Annotated in this window: 15 protein-coding genes; 9 read left to right on the forward strand and 6 right to left on the reverse strand. The window is 65.9% G+C overall.

What is annotated here, in order from left to right:
• Positions 1–16: 16 nt before the first annotated feature.
• The 3 genes from AC5WJ1_RS24885 to AC5WJ1_RS24895 form a co-directional block, all read right to left on the reverse strand.
• The gene (locus tag AC5WJ1_RS24885) at positions 17–1,825 is read right to left on the reverse strand and encodes a putative 2-aminoethylphosphonate ABC transporter permease subunit (RefSeq protein ID WP_195426984.1); all 1,809 of its coding nucleotides are present in this window, start codon (positions 1,823–1,825) and stop codon (positions 17–19) included.
• Positions 1,816–2,928, reverse strand: coding sequence for a putative 2-aminoethylphosphonate ABC transporter ATP-binding protein (locus tag AC5WJ1_RS24890; protein WP_135703014.1), 1,113 nt, complete (start codon positions 2,926–2,928; stop codon positions 1,816–1,818). Before AC5WJ1_RS24890 ends, AC5WJ1_RS24885 begins: the two co-directional genes overlap by 10 nt.
• 72 nt (positions 2,929–3,000) lie before the next feature.
• On the reverse strand, positions 3,001–4,053 hold the full coding sequence (locus AC5WJ1_RS24895) for a putative 2-aminoethylphosphonate ABC transporter substrate-binding protein (RefSeq protein ID WP_431189865.1): 1,053 nt from the start codon (positions 4,051–4,053) through the stop codon (positions 3,001–3,003).
• A 247-nt stretch (positions 4,054–4,300) separates the two neighbouring features.
• On the opposite strand from AC5WJ1_RS24895, the gene AC5WJ1_RS24900 reads away from it, so the two are divergent.
• The 5 genes from AC5WJ1_RS24900 (at position 4,301) to gdhA (ending at position 10,402) form a co-directional block, all read left to right on the forward strand.
• Positions 4,301–5,020, forward strand: coding sequence for a phosphonate utilization associated transcriptional regulator (locus AC5WJ1_RS24900; RefSeq protein ID WP_135703012.1), 720 nt, complete (start codon positions 4,301–4,303; stop codon positions 5,018–5,020).
• A 47-nt stretch (positions 5,021–5,067) separates the two neighbouring features.
• Positions 5,068–6,336: a phosphonoacetate hydrolase gene (gene phnA / locus AC5WJ1_RS24905; RefSeq protein ID WP_135703011.1), complete on the forward strand. Its 1,269-nt coding sequence runs from the start codon at positions 5,068–5,070 to the stop codon at positions 6,334–6,336.
• Positions 6,337–6,404: 68 nt separating this feature from the next.
• Positions 6,405–7,868, forward strand: a complete 1,464-nt coding sequence (gene phnY / locus AC5WJ1_RS24910; protein ID WP_135703010.1) for a phosphonoacetaldehyde dehydrogenase — start codon at positions 6,405–6,407, stop codon at positions 7,866–7,868.
• Positions 7,869–8,013: 145 nt separating this feature from the next.
• Positions 8,014–8,769, forward strand: coding sequence for a DeoR/GlpR family DNA-binding transcription regulator (locus tag AC5WJ1_RS24915; RefSeq protein ID WP_133094256.1), 756 nt, complete (start codon positions 8,014–8,016; stop codon positions 8,767–8,769).
• Between the two features lie 289 nt (positions 8,770–9,058).
• Positions 9,059–10,402 carry an NADP-specific glutamate dehydrogenase gene (gene gdhA / locus AC5WJ1_RS24920; protein ID WP_135703009.1) on the forward strand — a complete coding sequence of 448 codons (1,344 nt, stop codon included), beginning with the start codon at positions 9,059–9,061 and terminating at the stop codon, positions 10,400–10,402.
• 105 nt (positions 10,403–10,507) lie between these two features.
• Here gdhA and AC5WJ1_RS24925 read toward each other — a convergent pair whose 3' ends face one another.
• Positions 10,508–10,939: a phasin family protein gene (locus AC5WJ1_RS24925; RefSeq protein ID WP_133094258.1), complete on the reverse strand. Its 432-nt coding sequence runs from the start codon at positions 10,937–10,939 to the stop codon at positions 10,508–10,510.
• 271 nt (positions 10,940–11,210) lie between these two features.
• Between AC5WJ1_RS24925 and AC5WJ1_RS24930 the strand changes: the two genes are divergently transcribed.
• A complete protein-coding gene (locus AC5WJ1_RS24930) occupies positions 11,211–12,752 on the forward strand; it encodes a methyl-accepting chemotaxis protein (protein ID WP_133094259.1) in 1,542 nt (513 codons plus the stop codon).
• Positions 12,753–12,831: 79 nt separating this feature from the next.
• On the opposite strand, the gene AC5WJ1_RS24935 is transcribed toward AC5WJ1_RS24930, so the two are convergent.
• The gene (locus AC5WJ1_RS24935) at positions 12,832–14,202 is read right to left on the reverse strand and encodes an esterase-like activity of phytase family protein (RefSeq protein WP_494476636.1); all 1,371 of its coding nucleotides are present in this window, start codon (positions 14,200–14,202) and stop codon (positions 12,832–12,834) included.
• Positions 14,203–14,549: 347 nt separating this feature from the next.
• Here AC5WJ1_RS24935 and AC5WJ1_RS24940 point away from each other — a divergent pair, with 347 nt between their 5' ends.
• Entirely contained in the window at positions 14,550–16,787 is a 2,238-nt protein-coding gene (locus AC5WJ1_RS24940; RefSeq protein ID WP_494476637.1) for an NADP-dependent isocitrate dehydrogenase, read from the forward strand.
• A 79-nt stretch (positions 16,788–16,866) separates the two neighbouring features.
• Here AC5WJ1_RS24940 and AC5WJ1_RS24945 read toward each other — a convergent pair whose 3' ends face one another.
• On the reverse strand, positions 16,867–17,085 hold the full coding sequence (locus tag AC5WJ1_RS24945; protein WP_135703006.1) for a hypothetical protein: 219 nt from the start codon (positions 17,083–17,085) through the stop codon (positions 16,867–16,869).
• A gap of 281 nt (positions 17,086–17,366) precedes the next feature.
• Here AC5WJ1_RS24945 and AC5WJ1_RS24950 point away from each other — a divergent pair, with 281 nt between their 5' ends.
• Entirely contained in the window at positions 17,367–17,570 is a 204-nt protein-coding gene (locus AC5WJ1_RS24950; protein ID WP_135703005.1) for a cold-shock protein, read from the forward strand.
• A gap of 177 nt (positions 17,571–17,747) precedes the next feature.
• On the forward strand, positions 17,748–18,035 hold the full coding sequence (locus AC5WJ1_RS24955) for a hypothetical protein (RefSeq protein ID WP_133094263.1): 288 nt from the start codon (positions 17,748–17,750) through the stop codon (positions 18,033–18,035).
• Positions 18,036–18,067 lie beyond the last annotated feature (32 nt).

Raw genomic sequence — 18,067 nt, forward strand, 5'->3', positions numbered from 1 at the left:
TGCGTATTGGAAGAGTTCAGTCGCTTGCCTGGCCCTGGCGCCATGCCTGGGTCTTGCGGTCGAGCACGCGTTGCAGCAGGTAATAGAGCAGGCAGGCCAGCGCGGAGGTCACCACCACCAGCGTGGCCATGGCCGCCGCCGGGCCGATGTCGCCGGACTCGTCCAGGTTGACGATCTCGACCGAGGCCAGCTTGGTGTCGGCGCCGTAGAGGAACACCACCGCCGACACCGTGGTCATGGCGTTGATGAACAGGTAGCGCGAGATCTCCAGGATGGCGGGCAGGCAGGCCGGCACAGTGACTTTGAAGAAGGTCTTGTAGAAGGGCACCTTCAGCGATGCGGACACGGCCTCGAACTCGCTGTCGAGCTGCTTGAGCGCGGTCACCGCGGTCAGGTGGCACGACGCGTAGTAGTGCACGATCGTCACCAGCACCAGGATGCCCAGCGTCTGGTACAGGCCATGCAGCGGGTTGGCCTGCGGCACGAAGAAGAAGATGTAGCCCAGCCCCAGCACCAGTCCCGGCACGCCCATCGGCAGCACCGCCATCAGCCGCACGAAGCCGCGCAGCCAGTCCAGCCCGCGCGTCTTCTCCAGCAGGTAGGCGGTGGCGAAGATAAACACCGGGCCGATCACCGCGGCCAGCGCGGCCATGCGCACGCTGTTCAGGTAGGAATCGACCACGCCGCCCTCGACCAGCCCGACGCGGTAGTGGTTCAGCGACAGCGAGAAGTTGTACGGCCACAGCTTGACGAAGGACGCATAGATCGCCATGCCCATCACCGCCACCATCAGCGCCGCCGTCAGCCAGCAGAACGATGCCATGGCGAGGTCGAAGCGGCGGCTGCGGCGCGGAACGTAGGGCACCGAGCGGGCCGACATCAGCGCCATCTGGCGCTTCTGCACGCGCGCGTCGACGCAGTAGGTGACCGCCACCGGTACCAGCAGCATCAGCGACACCACCGCGCCCTGCGAGAAGTCCTGCATGCCGATCACCAGCTTGTAGATATCGGTGGCCAGCATATGGAAGTTGCCGCCGATCACCTTGGGGATGCCGAAGTCGGAGATCGCATAGGTGAACACCACCATCGCCGCGCTGACCAGGCCATAGCGCGCGCCCGGCACGGTGATGGTGAAGAACTTGCGCACGGTCGAGGTGCCCAGCGCGTCGGCCGCCTCGTACAGCCGCGCGTCGGTCAGCGACAGCGCCGTGACCAGGATCATCAGCGCATGCGGAAACGTGGCGAACACCAGCGAGGCGACGATCCCCAGCGGCCCGTAGATCTGCGTGCTGCCCATCCACGGCTTGAGCAACCCCTGGTTGCCGAACCAGAAGATAAAGGAAATGGCTGCCAGCAGCGACGGTGCCAGCAGCGGGATCAGCGCCAGGTTGCGCAGCAGCCCCTTGCAGGCAATGCGGCTGCGCGTCAGCGCGTAGGCAAAGGTAAAGGCCAGCGGCACGGTGATGCAGGTGGCCAGCGCCGAGACCCACAGGCTGTTCCACACCGAGCGCAGCAGCGCCGGCGATTCGAAGTAGGCGCGGAAATGTGCGATCCCCGCCAGCGAGCCGTCGCGGTTCTGCACGCTCTTGGCCAGGATCATCGCGATCGGAGCCAGCACGAAGCAGAGCAGGGCGACTGCGGCCAGTGCCAGCAGCAGGTGCGCGAGCCGGTCGCTCCAGTGCGCACGCACCGAGGTGGCAACGAACGCGGGTGGCGCCGGCAGGGAAGGCCTCGTGCCGGGACTGGAAATCCCGGCCGGCACGGCGCCCGGGGCGGTATCGGTAGCCGGCGCAGTGGCCGGCGCCGTCGAGAGGCTCAGGCGCATGCGTGGCGGAAGATACGAAGGCGGTCGGCGGGGATGGCCAGGCGCAGGCGGTCGCCGGTATTCGGGCGCAGTTCGTGCAGGTCATTCAGCGAGAGGTCGGCGCACAGCGTGCCCGACGCGGCATCGGGCAGTCGCAGCGTCAGGCGCGAGAACGCGCCCAGGAACTCGATCTTGTCTACGGTGGCCTCCAGCACATTGGGCCCGTGCTGCTCGACGCCGCGTACGCAGACGTCTTCCGGCCGGAAGAACACCTGCACCGCTTCCTCCGCGCCGCAGCCGGCCGGTGCGTGGCAGTGCATGCGCACGCCGCCAAGATGCAGCGCGCCGTCGCTGCCCACGCGCGCGCCCAGCATGTTGGTCTTGCCGACGAAGTCCGCCGCAAAGGGCGTGGCCGGTCGCTGGTAGACCTGCGCCGGCGTGCCGACCTGCTCGATCACGCCCTGGTTCATGACCACGATGCGGTCCGCCATCGACAGCGCCTCTTCCTGGTCGTGCGTGACCAGGATGGTGGTGATGTTCAGGCGCTGCTGCAGCGCGCGGATCTCGCTGCGCAGCCGCACGCGCACGCGTGCGTCGAGCGCGGACAGGGGTTCGTCCAGCAGCAGCAGGCCGGGCGAGGTGGCGAGCGCACGCGCGATCGCCACGCGCTGCTGCTGGCCGCCGGAGAGCTGCGCGGGGTACTGGCTGCCGCGGTCGGGCAGGCTCACCAGCGTCAGCAGTTCATCGACGCGCGCGCGGCGCTGGTCGCGCGGCATGCGCCGGTTGACCAGGCCGTAGGCGACGTTGTCCGCCACGGTCAGGTTGGGAAACAGCGCATACGACTGGAACACGATGCCGTAGTCGCGCTCCATCGGCGGCAGCGTGGAGATGTCGCGCCCGCCCTGGTGGATGGTGCCGGCGTTCTGCGATTCCAGTCCGGCGATGATGCGCAGCAGCGTGGTCTTGCCGCAGCCGGACGGGCCGAGGAAGCACAGCAGCTCGCCCTGGCGCACGTCCAGGTCGATGTGATGCAGCGCGACAAAAGGGCTGGCGCCGCTGCCGAAGCGCTTGTGGATGCCTTTCAGGCTGAGATAGGTCTCAGCCGTGGAGGTTGGGGAATGCATGGCGTGGGATCCTCGGCGATGTTGTCGTGGCAGTAGTCCGGCGCTCGCGCGCCGGGCCCAGGCGTTCCCGGATTACTGCTTTTCCGACTTGCCGGCGTACCGCTTCTGCCATTCGTTCAGCACGCGCTCGCGGTTCTTGGCGATGTAGCTGAAATCATTCTTGACCAGCATCTGCTCGTAGTTCGCAGGGATGGTCTCGACCTTCCGGGCCACACCCGGGTAGGTCACGATGGCCCAGTCCCTGGCGAACAGCTGCGCCGCTTCCTTGCTCGCCAGCCAGTCCAGGTAGCGCTGCGCGGCCTCCTGCTTCTTGGTCCCCTTGACGATGCCGGCGGCCTCGATGTCATAGCCCAGCCCTTCCTTCGGGAAGATCATCTCGATCGGCGCGCCCGAGGCCAGCGTCTTGTGCGCGCGCAGCTCGAACGAGATGCCGATCGGGAACTCGCCCGCGCCCGCCTGCTTGCACGGCTTGGAGCCGCTGTGCGTGTACTGGGCGATGTTCTCGTGCAGCGCGTCCATGTACTTCCATCCCTCCTGCTCGCCGAACAGCTGCAGCCATGCGGTCACGTCGAGGAAGCCGGTGCCGGACGACGCCGGGCTGGGCATCACGATGGCGCCCTTGTAGACCGGCTTGGCCAGGTCCTTCCAGCTTTCCGGGCGGGGCAGGTTGCGCTTCCTGGCTTCGATCGTGTTGAAGCAGACCGTCGCGCCCCACACATCGAGGCCCACCCACGACGGCGGCGTGGCCTGGTCGCTGTAATGGCGCGTCAGTTTTTCGAAGCCCTTGGGGGCGTAGGGCATCAGCATGCCTTCCTGCTTGAGCAGCTCCAGGCTGGATGCGGCCAGGCCGGCGATCACGTCCGCTTGCGGATTGGCCTTTTCAGCGAGTGCCTTGGCAGTGATGACGCCGGTGGAGTCGCGCACGTACTTCAGCTCGATGTCGGGCGCGACCTTGGCGAAGCCTTCGGCGTATGGCTTCAGCGTTTCGATTTCCCACGCGGTGTAGACGGTCAGGGTGGTTTTCTGCGCCAGCGCGGTGCTGGCGGCGCCCAGTGCGAGCAGGGCGGCGGCGGTGTGCAGGGCGGACTTGATGGACAGTTTCACGAGGCCTCCGTTTTCCGGCATTGTAGGTGGAGATATGTGTCATTTTGGTGAATATGTTGCAACGTGTGGCGCGGCGTTTCACAGCCATGTATCACCTTGAAACCCTTGTTCTACAACACTCGCAAGACATGTGCCCGGCTATTTCCAGCTTTTGCGTCACCCTGTTGGTGCCACCGATGTCTTGATTGTTGACAATATACAAACCGCTTGCTTTAATCGCAACAAGGATTTTCGATATTGCTGAATCCGTCACAAACGGGAGTTTTTCATGTCACGCCAAGTCCCGCTGGCGAGCGAAATCACCATCCTGCAGAGCCAGTCGCTGACCACGCTGGTCCAGCGCGAACTGGAGCTGCGGATCATGTCCGGCGAACTGCCGCCGGGAGCCAAGCTCAACGAGGTCGAAGTCGCGGGCCAGCTCAACGTTTCGCGCGGCCCGGTGCGTGAAGCGTTCCGCGCGCTGGAGCAGGCCGGCCTGCTGCGCACCGAAAAGAACCGCGGCGTGTTCGTGCGTGCCATCTCGGTGCGGGAAGCCGACGAGATCTATGAACTTCGCGCGGTGCTCGATGAATTCGTCGGCCGGCAACTGGCGGCCCGCATCACGGCGGAAGGCTTGCGCGAACTGCGCGCGCTGGTCGAGGCGCTGGGCGCCGCCAGCGCTGCCCGCGACCTGGACGAATACGCGCGCCTGAACTTTGCCTTCCACGACCGCATGGTCGAGCTGGCCGGCAACGGCAAGCTGCTCGACACCTACCGGCGCCTGGTCAAGGAGCTGACGCTGTTCCGGCGCGAGGCGCTGTCGGGCAGCAACGCGGCCATGCCCGATTCCACCCGCGAGCACCGCGCCATCGTCTCGGCCATCGCCGCGCGCGACGGCGAGCTGGCGGCGCGGCTGATGCGCGAGCACGTCGAGCGCGGACGCGCGCGCATGCATGCCGCTGTCGATCCCGATACCGCCGGTACCGCCGGCACCGGTGCGGCCGACTGACGACCACAACCATCGATTCCCAAACACTCGCACACCGGACCGCCACCATGCCCGATACCAACGTTCCCGCCCGCACCATTACCGTCAACCAGCGCTGCTACCGCTGGATGCAGCAGCCCGTCGTGGTGGTCTGCGTCGACGGCTGCGAGTTCGACTACCTTGAGGCCGCAGCCGCCAGCGGCAGCGCGCCTTACGTCAAGCAACTGCTCGCCAGCGGCTCGTCGTTCCGCGGCGCTTGCGTGGTGCCCACCTTCACCAACCCGAACAACCTTTCCATCGTCACCGGCGCGCCGCCCGCGGTGCACGGCATCTGCGGCAACTATTTCTTCGACCGCAGCGCCAATGACGGCCGCGGCGAGGAAGTGATGATGAACGACCCCAAGTACCTGCGCGCGGGCACCATCCTGGCCGCGTTTGCCGGCGCCGGCGCCAGCGTCGCGGTGGTGACCGCCAAGGACAAGCTGCGCCGCCTGCTCGGCCACGGCATGCGCGGCATCTGCTTTTCGTCCGAGAAGGCCGACCAGGCCACGGTGGCGGAGAACGGCATCGACGGCGTGCTGGAACTGGTCGGCATGCCGGTGCCCGATGTCTACAGCGCCGAGCTGTCCGAGTTTGTCTTTGCCGCCGGCGTGCGGCTGATGGAAACGCGCCGCCCCGACCTGATGTACCTGTCCACCACCGACTACATCCAGCACAAGTTCGCACCCGGCTCGGACGGCGCCAACGCCTTCTACGCGATGATGGACAAGTACCTCGCGCGCCTGGATGAACTCGGCTGCGTGGTGGCGCTGACGGCCGACCACGGCATGAACGCCAAGCACGACGATGCCACCAAGGCGCCCAACGTGATCTACCTGCAGGACCATCTGGATGCATGGCTTGGCCGCGGCGTTGACGAGGGCGGGGCGCGCGTGATCCTGCCGATCACGGATCCCTATGTGGTCCACCACGGCGCGCTCGGCTCGTACGCCACCGTCTACCTGCCCGAAGGCGCCGACCGCGACGCGCTCAAGGCCCGGCTGTCCGACCTGCCGGGCGTGGAAAGCGTGCTCGACAACACCGAAGCCTGCGCGCGCTTCGAGTTGCCGTCCGACCGCGTGGGCGACCTGGTGGTGACTAGCGACAAGCACGTGGTGCTGGGCACCAGCCGCAGCCGCCACGACCTGTCCGGGCTCGATGCGCCGCTGCGCTCGCACGGCGGCGTCTCGGAGCAGACCGTGCCGCTGGTGTTCAACCGTCCGACGGCCGGCATCCCGGGCAAGACCGTGATGCGCAATTTCGACATCTTCGACGTGGCGCTCAATCACCTGCACTGAGACCTGCACTGAGAGCTGCACCGCGGCCCGCAGCGGGCCGTTGCTCCCGTACTGACCGGAGAAATCCCATGAATGCCCCCCATTTCCCTGCAGGCACCGTCAGCCCGCACTTCCGCGCGGAGGCGCTGCGCATCGATGGCCAGAAGATCGTGCGCGAGCGCGTGATCGAGGTGCGCAACCCGTATGACGGCACGCTGGTGGGCACCGTGCCCAAGGCCACGCTCGACGACGTGCGCCGCGCCTTCGGCGTGGCGCAGGCGTACCGTTCCAAGCTGACCCGCTACGAGCGCGCCGCCATCCTGAACCGCGCCGCCGCGCTGCTGCGCGAGCGCACCGAGGAAGCGTCGGACCTGATCACGCTGGAGTCCGGCCTGTCCAAGAAGGACTCGCTGTACGAGATCGGCCGCGTGGCCGACGTGCTCGGCTTCGCCGCCACCGAGGCGCTGCGCGACGACGGCCAGCTGTTCTCCTGCGACCTGACCCCGCACGGCAAGAAGCGCCGCGTGCTGACCCAGCGCGAGCCGCTGCTCGGCGTGATCTGCGCCATCACGCCGTTCAACCACCCGATGAACCAGGTGGCGCACAAGGTGGCGCCGTCGATTGCGACCAACAACCGCATGGTGCTGAAGCCGTCGGAAAAGGTGCCGCTGTCGGCGTACTACCTTGCCGACCTGCTGTACGAGGCCGGGCTGCCGCCGCAGATGCTGCAGGTGGTCACCGGCGACCCGCGCGAGATCGCCGATGAGCTGATCACCCATCCGGCCGTCGACCTCGTCACCTTCACCGGCGGCGTGGCCATCGGCAAGTACATCGCCAGCAAGGCCGGCTACAAGCGCGTGGTGCTGGAGCTGGGCGGCAACGATCCGCTGATCGTGCTGGCCGACGCCGACCTCGAGCGCGCCTCCGACCTCGCGGTGCAGGGCTCGTACAAGAACTCGGGCCAGCGCTGCACCGCGGTCAAGCGCATGCTGGTGCACCAGGCGGTCGCGGCGCGCTTCACCGAAATGGTGGTGGAGAAGACCCGCGCGTGGACGTATGGCAACCCGATGGACCGTGGCGTCGACATGGGCACGGTGATCGACGAAGAGGCCGCCATGCTGTTCGAGGCGCGCGTCAACGAGGCGGTGGCGCAGGGCGCGCGGTTGCTGGCCGGCAACCAGCGCATCGGCGCCAGCTACGCGCCGACGGTGATCGACCGCGTCGACCCGGCGATGACGGTGGTGCGCGAGGAGACCTTCGGGCCGGTATCGCCCATCATCACCTTCCGCGATATCAATGATGCGATCCGGATTTCCAACGGCACGGCGTTCGGCCTGTCGTCGGGGGTCTGCACCAACGATATCGAGGCGTTCACGAAGATCGCCAACTCGCTGCATGTCGGCACGGTGAACCTGTGGGAAGTGCCGGGCTACCGCATCGAGCTAACGCCTTTCGGCGGCATCAAGGATTCGGGGCTGGGCTACAAGGAAGGCGTGCAGGAAGCGGCCAAGAGCTTTACCAATTTAAAGACGGTGACGTTGCCGTGGGCGTGAAGTATCAAGCGCGTTGATTCGACCGCGGACCTGCTCGCTCTCACGCAAGCGGGAGAGCGAGCAGGTCCGCGGTAGTTGGCTGCCACTATGCCAATCACACCCGCGCTAGAATCACCGCTCAGCTAAACACGCTCCCGGAGTCCCCGTGCTCGCCGAACAACGGCAGAAATACATCCTCGACCAGCTCTCCGCCACCGGCGCCCTGGCCATCAGCGAGCTGGTGGCCGAGCTCGACGTCTCGCGCGAGACCATCCGGCGCGACCTGAACACGCTCGCCGGCCGCGGCCTGCTGGTGCTGACCCACGGCGGCGCGCTGGCCTCGGACCGCACCGAGCCCGACACCCAGGCCCGCGCCGCGGTCAATGCCGAAGGCAAGCGCGCCATCGGCGTGCGCGCCGCGGAACTGGTGCGCGACGGTGCATCGCTGATCCTGGACTATGGCACCACCACCCATGCGGTGGCGCAGGCGCTGCACGGCCACCACAACCTGCTGGTCTACACCAACGACCTTGCCATCGCCCAGCTGCTGGGCCGGCGCAACGGCAACCGCGTGATCGTGCTTGGTGGCGAGCTGCAGGACAATGAAGACGCGACCCACGGCTGGGACACCATCGAGCAGCTGTCGCGCTACCACACCGACTTTGCCTTTATCGGCATCGGCGGCGTCACGCCCCGCGGCGAGATCTGCGACTTCTCGCGCGCCGCGGCCGAACTGCGCAGCCGCATGCTGATGGCTGCCGACACCCCATGCGTGGTAGCCGACTACACCAAGTTCGGCCGCAACACCGGCGTGACGATCAAGCACTTCGACCTGGCTGCCTGGCTGATCACGGACATGGCGCCCGAGCCGGAAATCGGGGCGGCGCTGAAGGAGCGCGGCGCCAAGCTGCTAATTGCCTAGCCGCGCGGCAAGTCGTTTTTCGATCGCATCTGTGCGCTGATCGAACGAAAAGCCCCGCTGTTCGCACCAAAATGTAGCCTTCACGTGGCAGTCACAGGTGTTTTGACTGCCACATGCCCCATGCTGGTGCTACAGTTTCGGGTTGCCAGACAGGCACGGCATGCCGTCAATGTCTGGACAATTGGAGGCCACCCACCTTCCCCCCGGCGCAACGCCAAACGGCTCCAGAGACCGGCACCAGCCGGCAGGGCCGTCAGACCAGACACAGCACCAGCACAGCAGAGACATCGTGAACGTTCCTTCCCTCGACGCATTCCTGGCGGGGGTCGCCCGCCGCGACCCCAATCAACCTGAATTCCTCCAGGCCGTGAAGGAAGTGATGATGACGCTCTGGCCGTTCGTCGAGCGCAATCCGCGCTACGCCGACCAGGCCCTGCTCGAGCGCCTGGTCGAGCCCGAGCGCGTGATCCAGTTCCGCGTGGCCTGGACCGATGACCGCAACCAGGTGCAGGTCAACCGCGCCTTCCGCGTCCAGCACAGCTCGGCGATCGGCCCGTACAAGGGCGGCATGCGCTTCCACCCGACCGTGAACCTGTCGGTGCTGAAGTTCCTGGGCTTCGAGCAGACCTTCAAGAACGCGCTCACCACGCTGCCCATGGGCGGCGGCAAGGGCGGCTCGGACTTCGATCCCAAGGGCAAGTCCGACGGCGAAGTGATGCGCTTCTGCCAGGCGCTGGTGACCGAGCTGTACCGCCACCTCGGCCCCGACACCGATATCCCGGCCGGCGACATCGGCGTGGGCGCGCGTGAAGTCGGCTTCATGGCCGGCATGATGAAGAAGCTGTCGAACCAGTCCGCCTGCGTCTTTACCGGCAAGGGCCTGGCCTACGGCGGCAGCCTGATGCGCCCGGAAGCGACCGGCTACGGCACTGTCTACTTCGCCCAGGAGATGCTGCACCGCCGCGGCCGCGAGTTCGACGGCCTGCGCGTGCTGATCTCCGGCTCGGGCAACGTGGCGCAATACGCTGCCGAGAAGGCGATCGAGCTGGGCGCCAAGGTGCTGACCCTGTCAGACTCCGGCGGTGTGCTGCACTACCCGCAAGGCATGACCACGGCGCAGCTGGCCGAAGTCATGGCCTTCAAGAACGAAGAACGCGGCCGCCTGCTCGACTTTGCCGACCGCCACGGCATGCGCTTCGAAGCCGGCCGCACCCCGTGGCACGTGCCCGCCGACGTCGCGCTGCCGTGCGCAACGCAGAACGAGCTCGACGGCAACGATGCCGAAACCCTGCTCGGCAACGGCGTGATCTGCGTGGCCGAAGGCGCCAACATGCCGTCGACGCTGGAAGCGGTGGACCGCTTCGTCGACGCGAAGATCCTCTACGCGCCGGGCAAGGCCAGCAACGCCGGCGGCGTGGCGACCTCCGGCCTGGAGATGTCGCAGAACGCGATGCGCCTGTCGTGGCACCACGCCGAGGTCGACGAGAAGCTGCACGCGATCATGAAGGACATCCACCAGAACTGCATCCACCACGGGCAGAAGGCGGGTGGGTATATCAACTACGTGGAAGGGGCGAACATTGCCGGCTTCGTCAAGGTGGCGGATGCCATGCTGGCGCAAGGGGTGATCTGACGATCTGACCCGGACGCGGCCGGTGCAATGCCGGCCGTCGGCACGACGGAGGCCCACCGGAGCCAGGCTCTGGGATAGTGGGCCGTCCGATACCAGGGCCGGCCGCTAGCCCTTTTTCCCGGGCTGCTGGAACAGTGCGCCGGCCTCCTTGACGTTCTGCTCGGCGCGCTTGCCGATCACGGTCAGCGCCTCGGCCTGCGCCTTCTGCGCGGTCTCGGCCAGCTCGCGCATGTTTTCGAACGCCCGCTGCAGCGCCTGCTGCACCAGCTCGCCATGCTTGGCCATGGCCTCGGCCGGATTGCCCGTGGTGCCGTACTGCTGCGCCGCGGCCTGCAGTTGCTGCATGGTCTGCATGAAGATTTCCTGCTGCTTTTGCATCACGGCCTGCATGCCCTCGTAGGCCAGCTTGTTGGCCTCGGTCAGGGCCTCGATATCCTTGCGGCGCGCCTCGATCACGGCGTTCATGTCGAGGCCCGGCACGCGGAACTGTTCCATCAGCTTGGTGAAATCGGCAAAAGGATTGGGAGGCGTGGCCATGCTGGATCTCCTGGTGGGGGAAGTGTGAGCAGGGGTGGAGCGGGCCGCGGGACGGCCCTGCGCCGGATTTCACTCCACTATAGCCGGAATCCGCACACTTCTAGCCGTCAATCGAGGAAGACCCTAAAGTTTCGGTCCCCCATGCCGTTGCCATCCATAGCCCGCGCCTGCGCCGGCCCGTCGGGCCCGCCCGCGGACGACAAGAGCGGAGAACGCAGCGCCCACCGGGCGCCGGCACTTCGCCGTAACCAGTCCTAATCAGGTAGAAGACATGAAGAATCTAGGAATCGGGGTCCGCCTCGGCATCGGTTTTGGGGTGGTATTGCTGCTGTCGGCGCTCATGACGGTATTCGGCATGATGCGCCTGCAGCAGGTGGCAGAGCGCACCCACGCGATGATGCAGCAGCCGCTGACCAAGGAGCGGCTGGTCAGCGACTGGTACCGGCTCATGCACACCAGCGTGCGCCGCACCACCGCGGTGGCGCGCAGCGCCGACCCTTCGCTGGGCCAGTTCTTTGCCGCCGAGACCAAGGCGTCGATCGAAGGCATCGCGCAGCTGCGCGACAAGCTGCAGCCGATGCTCAGCTCCGAGCAGGAAAAGGCAGCGTTCCAGAAGATCCTGAGCGTGCGCGACCCGTATAACAACGGCCGCGACAAGATCACCAAACTCAAGCAGGAAGGCCTGACCGAAGAGGCCAACCAGGTGCTGGAGAAGGAATTCGTCCCCGCCGGCGACGCCTACCTGGCCGAGATCCAGAAGCTGCTCGACATCCAGCGCACCAGCATCGACGCCACCGCGCGCGAGATCAACGATATCTACGTCAACGCGCGCAACAGCCTGATCGGGCTGGGCGTGGTGGTGCTGGCGATCGGCATCGCATTCTCGGTGTGGCTGACCAGCGGCATCACGCGCCCGCTGCACCGCGCCGTGGCGGTGGCCCGCACCGTGGCTTCCGGCGACCTCACCAGCCGCATCGACGTCGACAGCCGCGACGAGACCGGCCAGTTGCTGCAGGCATTGGCCGACATGAACGCCAATATCCTGCGCATCGTGCGCCAGGTGCGCGCGGGCACCGAGTCGATCGTGTCGGGCACCAGCCAGATCGCGGCCGGCAACACCGACCTGTCGCAGCGCACCGAGGAGCAGGCTTCGTCGCTGCAGCAGACCGCGGCCAGCATGGAAGAACTGACCAGCATTGTGCGCCAGAACGCGGACAATGCGCGCCAGGCGAGCACGCTGGCGGTCAATGCCTCGGATATCGCCGAGAAGGGCGGCGCAGTCGCGGGCAAGGTGGCCGAGACCATGGAAGAGATCAACGGCGCGTCGAAGAAGGTGGTCGACATCATCGCCGTGATCGAAGGCATTGCCTTCCAGACCAATATCCTGGCGCTGAACGCGGCGGTGGAAGCGGCGCGTGCCGGGGAGCAGGGCCGCGGCTTTGCCGTGGTGGCGGGCGAAGTGCGCAGCCTGGCGCAGCGCAGCGCGACCGCGGCCAAGGAGATCAAGGCGCTGATCGGGGATTCGGTGGATCGCGTCGAGAAGGGCTCCATGCTGGTGACGCAGTCGGGCCAGACCATGGAAGAGATCGTCGCGGCGGTCAAGCGCGTGACCGACATCATGGGCGAGATCAGCGCGGCGTCGGCCGAGCAGAGTTCGGGGATCGAGCAGGTGAACCAGGCCGTGACGCAGATGGACACGGTGACGCAGCAGAACGCGGCGCTGGTGGAAGAGGCGGCTGCGGCGGCGGGTTCGCTGGAGGAACAGGCGCAGCGGTTGAAGGAGGCGGTGGCGACGTTCAGGCTGGTGGCCTGACGGTGATCCGCTGGTTTTCCCCCCTCTCCCCCTGGGAGGGGGGCGGGGGAGAGGGGAGCACTCCCCCCCGGCGCTGGCCTTACCGCGCCTTCAAAAACTCCCCCACCTCCAGCAACACCAGCTCATTGTCATCCGCGCGATTCGGTTCGCGGCTGCTGCTGAAGGGCAGGTTGTTGTCGTTGCCGACCACGATATGCGTGGCATCGACCAACTCGACGTTCTCGATGGTAAAGAACGGGAACGCCAGCACGCCATCGGTCAGCGGCTTGCGCGCCAGCTTGCGCGGATCGGCAATGCGCAGCATGTCGATGTAGCCGACCTTGCGCACCGGTCCGCCGGCATTGGCGTCGGTCAGCTCGACCTTGTAGACCCGCTTGAACTTCGCCACATCGTCGAAGCAATCCGGCCGCTTCTGCCCGGCCGGGCAGGCCTTGTCCGGCGTGCCCTCGCCGTTGTCGCGCTCGATGATCAGGCCGTGGCTGGCGTCGATCATGTTGAAGTCACCGATGGCGTGGCTGGCGCCTTCCAGCACGTACTTCCAGTGGCGGCCGGTCCAGGCCTGCTGCTTCACGTCGAATTCCAGCACGCGCAGGTACGGCTTGCCGCCCTCGCTCTCATAGGCCCTGGCGTCCTCGTTCCACAGGGCGCCTTCCAGCAGCGCATACAGCTTGCTGCCGTCGGGCGACGATGCCATGCCCTCGAAGCCCTTCGAGCGCTTTACCTGGAACTTGATGCCGGCGTCCGGCGCGCCGGGCGTGGTCACCGCCGGATGGTCGGGCGAGCGCACCAGCTTGCCGCCGGCCATGGTTTCGAACACCGCCAGCACCTTGCCGCTCATGTCGGCCTTGATCAGGAACGGACCGAACTCGTCGCCGATCCAGATGGCGCCGCCCGCGAACTGGAAGCTCTCGGTGTCGAAGTCCGAGCCGGTCAGGTAGCGCTGCTTCGTGCCCTCGTGGACGATGCGGAATGGCACCTTCTTGTCCGGATCGTGCAGGAAGATCGTCTTCAGCCGCCGGAACTGGCCGGTGCCGAAATCCACCTTGTACTGGTTCAGGTACAGCATGAAGTCAGGCGAGTTGGCCTTGGCGCCCGCGCCGTTGTCGGTCAGCAGCCAGAAGCTGCCGTCGGCCATGCGCTTGATGCCGGAGTGCCCCTGGGCCGGCTGGCCGCGGAACGGCAGCGAGACGCCGGTCGGCCGGCCGCTGGACTTGCCTTCGATCGAGCCCAGCGCCTCGGTGCGCTGCGCGGTGGTGAACTTGCCGCTGACCTGCAAATCCGCCGGGGCGTCCTTGGGCGCCGCCAGCAGGGTTTGCGCGGGCAGCACCGCATGGCCGGCGAGCGTGGCGGGGAAGGCTTCGGGCGCATCGGCCCACGCCGGCAGGGCGCCCAGCAGCGCTGCGGCCACGGCGAGCCGGGCCAGCGGCAGGGCAGGCAAAGGTCGGGACATGATCGGTTCCTTGGCGTTGAGAGGACAAAAGACGACATTGTCGGCGCCAAGTTTGACAACTCTGTGATCCGTCGGGCGCACCTGGGGCATCGGTGGCCTGACCCCAGCTTGTCCCGAAATGTCAATTCGGGCGCCGGGCTGGCACCGTTCGGGTGCAACGGGCGAAACCAGGCGCCACCGGACCGGCGCCGGCCTGATTTTCTGCCCGATTGCCGCGCAAAATGCGCTGGTTTTCAGACTACTGAAAGCAAACTGAGGCAAAATTCCATCTTTCGCCTAGTTTGTCGCCCTGGCCGTGACCCGGCAGGCAGAAGTCCCACCCACCGATAGAGGATCTGAGAGAAGCAATGAGTACCCAGCAACCCACCATCATCTACACGCTGACCGACGAAGCTCCGCTGCTGGCGACCAGTGCGTTCCTCCCGATTATCCAGACCTTCACCAAGCCGGCCGGCATCAACGTCACCACCAGCGACATCTCGGTGGCCGCCCGTATCCTGGGCGAGTTCCCCGAATTCCTGACCGAAGCACAGCGCGTGCCGGACAACCTGGCCGAGCTGGGCAAGCTGACGCAGCAGCCGGACACCAACATCATCAAGCTGCCCAACATCAGCGCCTCGGTGCACCAGCTGGTCAGCGCCATCCGCGAGCTGCAGGGCAAGGGCTACAAGGTGCCGGACTATCCGGAAGACCCGAAGACCGACGAAGAGAAGGCCATCCAGAAGCGCTATTCCAAGTGCCTGGGCTCGGCCGTGAACCCGGTCCTGCGCGAAGGCAACTCCGACCGCCGCGCCCCGGCCGCGGTCAAGAACTACGCGCGCAAGCACCCGCACAGCATGGGCGAGTGGAGCATGGCCTCGCGCACGCACGTGGCCCACATGAAGCACGGCGACTTCTACCATGGCGAAAAGTCGCTGACGCTGGACAAGGCCCGCGACGTCAAGATGGAGCTGATCACCAAGAGCGGCAAGACCATCGTGCTCAAGCCCAAGGTTTCGCTGCAGGACGGCGAGATCATCGACAGCATGTTCATGAGCAAGAAGGCCCTGTGCGCCTTCTATGAAGAGCAGTTCGAAGACGCGCGCAAGACCGGCGTGATGCTGTCGCTGCACGTCAAGGCGACCATGATGAAGGTGTCGCACCCGATCGTGTTCGGCCACGCCGTCAAGATCTTCTACAAGGAAGCCTTCGCCAAGCACGGCGCGCTGTTCGACGAACTGGGCGTGAACGTCAACAACGGCCTGGTCAACCTGTACGAGAAGATCGAGTCGCTGCCCAGCTCCAAGCGCGAAGAGATCATCCGCGACCTGCACGCCTGCCACGAGCATCGCCCGGAACTGGCGATGGTGGATTCGGCCAAGGGCATCTCGAACCTGCACGCACCGAACGACGTGATCGTCGATGCCTCGATGCCGGCCATGATCCGCATCGGCGGCAAGATGTGGGGTGCCGACGGCCGTCCGAAGGACACCAAGGCCGTGATCCCGGAAAGCACCTTTGCCAGGATCTATCAGGAGATCATCAACTTCTGCAAGACCAACGGCAACTTCGACCCGACCACCATGGGCACGGTGCCGAACGTCGGCCTGATGGCGCAGAAGGCCGAGGAATACGGCTCGCACGACAAGACCTTCGAGATCACCGAAGACGGCGTTGCCAATATCGTCGACCTGGCCACCAATGAAGTGCTGCTGACGCAGAACGTCGAGCAGGGCGACATCTGGCGCATGTGCCAGGTCAAGGACGCGCCGATCCGCGACTGGGTCAAGCTGGCCGTCACGCGCGCGCGCAACTCGGGCATGCCGGCCGTGTTCTGGCTGGACCCGTACCGTCCGCACGAGGCCGAGCTGATCAAGAAGGTCGAGGCCTACCTGAAGGACTACGACACCAACGGCCTGGACATCCAGATCATGTCGCAGGTGCGCGCCATGCGCTACACGCTGGAGCGCGTGATCCGCGGCCTGGACACCATCTCGGTGACCGGCAACATCCTGCGCGACTACCTGACCGACCTGTTCCCGATCATGGAACTGGGCACCAGCGCCAAGATGCTGTCGATCGTTCCGCTGATGGCCGGCGGCGGCATGTATGAAACCGGCGCCGGCGGCTCGGCTCCGAAGCACGTCAAGCAGCTGGTGGAAGAGAACCACCTGCGCTGGGATTCGCTGGGCGAGTTCCTGGCGCTGGCGGTGTCGCTGGAAGACGTCGGCATCAAGACCGGCAATGCCCGCGCCAAGATCCTGGCCAAGACGCTGGATGCCGCCACCGGCAAGCTGCTCGACAACAACAAGAGCCCGTCGCCCAAGACCGGCCAGCTGGACAACCGCGGCAGCCAGTTCTACCTGGCGATGTACTGGGCCCAGGAACTGGCCGCCCAGTCGGACGACGCGGACCTGGCCGCCAAGTTCGCGCCGCTGGCCAAGACGCTGACCGACAACGAGCAGAACATCGTGGCCGAGCTGGCCGCGGTGCAAGGCAAGCCGGTCGACATCGGCGGCTACTACCAGCCGGACGCAGCCAAGCTCAGCGCAGCGATGCGCCCGAGCCAGACGCTGAACGCCGCGCTGGCGTCGGTCACGGCCTGATGGATGCCGGCCCGCATGACGGGCCGGAGCAGCGCCGCAACCCCGGGGACGAGGTCCCCGGGGTTTTTTCTTTTCCGGGCTAAGTGTCCTGTTGTACTTCCCAGCCTTGTTCCGTGCCCTTTTTCTGGTCGCGGTAAGTCCAGCGCGCGCCGCAGTCCTGGCACACAAAGGTGCTGATGGTGATCGCGGCTGACCCGGGCGGCTTGATACGTTGGGTATCGGTAATGCGCAGCGCGGCGTGCCCGGGGGCGCCGCGGCGGTGGCGTTCGATGGCCTGGCAGGCAGTGCAGAGTGTCATCCGTTCTTGTCCGTTTGATGCGGCACTGTAGCATGCACGGACAGCGCGGCCCGCAGCCAGCGCATGCGGCGCTTATTGCCGCAATTTCCTGCCGATCTGCCGAAGTGCATTGACCCTGGGTAGCGGCACCTGTATAAGGGTGGATGCAGGTCTTTCAAGCAGCAATCTCGAAGTCCAGGTGCTTGCCCACACGGCGCCACTTTCTCTCCAAGTTACTTCCTTGATCGTCATGCCTTGCCGGCGCTTTTGCCAGGCAGGAAATACTTTTTGAGGAATCCAGCATGGAAACCGGTACCGTTAAGTGGTTCAACGATTCGAAGGGTTTTGGCTTCATTACGCCTGAAGCAGGCGGCAACGACCTGTTCGCGCACTTCTCCGAAATCCAGGGCAGCGGTTTCAAGTCGCTGCAAGAAGGCCAGAAGGTTCGCTACGTCGCCGGCGTTGGCCAGAAGGGCCCGGCCGCGACCAAGATCGAGCCGATCTGAGTCTGAACGACTGCCATTGCACTGAGCGCCTCGGCGCCGGTTCAGTCAAGAAGCTCCGCCAGCGCGGAGCTTTTTTGTTTTGTGTGGCGCTATCTTGTACCGGCATGAAATAAAGCCACTCTTGACGTTGCAACAGGCGTAGAGTGAGGGGAACACCACCAACCGCCGGAGGCCGACATGGATGTTTATCCAGCTGCGACTTACAAGGGATACGACGTCTATCCCCTGGTGTACAAGCATGCCGTCGCGCGGGTGTGGCCGGAGCCCAGGCCCGACCGCTCCTTCGATGCCGCGGTGGTTATCTGCCTCGCCGGCGAATCGCCTGAAAGCGCGCAGGCACGCACGTTCCGCCTGGATGCCGCCCCCTGGGACAACGTGGGCGGCGCGCGCCGCGGTGCACTGCGCTATGCCGAGGACATCATCAACGGCACGGTGCCTGGGGTGTCGCTGGTCATGGCGCAATAAGAATACTCCTCCGCATCAACGCGGCACGATGC

It is taken from the genome of Cupriavidus sp. MEYA8, assembly GCF_059278825.1.

Excerpts from the sequence above, each read along its gene's own strand:
- AC5WJ1_RS24885 (WP_195426984.1), bottom strand. The coding sequence starts at position 1,825 with ATGCGCCTGAGCCTCTCGACGGCGCCGGCCACTGCGCCGGCTACCGAT.
- AC5WJ1_RS24890 (WP_135703014.1), bottom strand. The coding sequence starts at position 2,928 with ATGCATTCCCCAACCTCCACGGCTGAGACCTATCTCAGCCTGAAAGGC.
- AC5WJ1_RS24895 (WP_431189865.1), bottom strand. The coding sequence starts at position 4,053 with ATGCCGGAAAACGGAGGCCTCGTGAAACTGTCCATCAAGTCCGCCCTG.
- AC5WJ1_RS24900 (WP_135703012.1), top strand. The coding sequence starts at position 4,301 with ATGTCACGCCAAGTCCCGCTGGCGAGCGAAATCACCATCCTGCAGAGC.
- phnA (WP_135703011.1), top strand. The coding sequence starts at position 5,068 with ATGCCCGATACCAACGTTCCCGCCCGCACCATTACCGTCAACCAGCGC.
- phnY (WP_135703010.1), top strand. The coding sequence starts at position 6,405 with ATGAATGCCCCCCATTTCCCTGCAGGCACCGTCAGCCCGCACTTCCGC.
- AC5WJ1_RS24925 (WP_133094258.1), bottom strand. The coding sequence starts at position 10,939 with ATGGCCACGCCTCCCAATCCTTTTGCCGATTTCACCAAGCTGATGGAA.
- AC5WJ1_RS24930 (WP_133094259.1), top strand. The coding sequence starts at position 11,211 with ATGAAGAATCTAGGAATCGGGGTCCGCCTCGGCATCGGTTTTGGGGTG.
- AC5WJ1_RS24935 (WP_494476636.1), bottom strand. The coding sequence starts at position 14,202 with ATGTCCCGACCTTTGCCTGCCCTGCCGCTGGCCCGGCTCGCCGTGGCC.
- AC5WJ1_RS24940 (WP_494476637.1), top strand. The coding sequence starts at position 14,550 with ATGAGTACCCAGCAACCCACCATCATCTACACGCTGACCGACGAAGCT.
- AC5WJ1_RS24945 (WP_135703006.1), bottom strand. The coding sequence starts at position 17,085 with ATGACACTCTGCACTGCCTGCCAGGCCATCGAACGCCACCGCCGCGGC.
- AC5WJ1_RS24950 (WP_135703005.1), top strand. The coding sequence starts at position 17,367 with ATGGAAACCGGTACCGTTAAGTGGTTCAACGATTCGAAGGGTTTTGGC.
- AC5WJ1_RS24955 (WP_133094263.1), top strand. The coding sequence starts at position 17,748 with ATGGATGTTTATCCAGCTGCGACTTACAAGGGATACGACGTCTATCCC.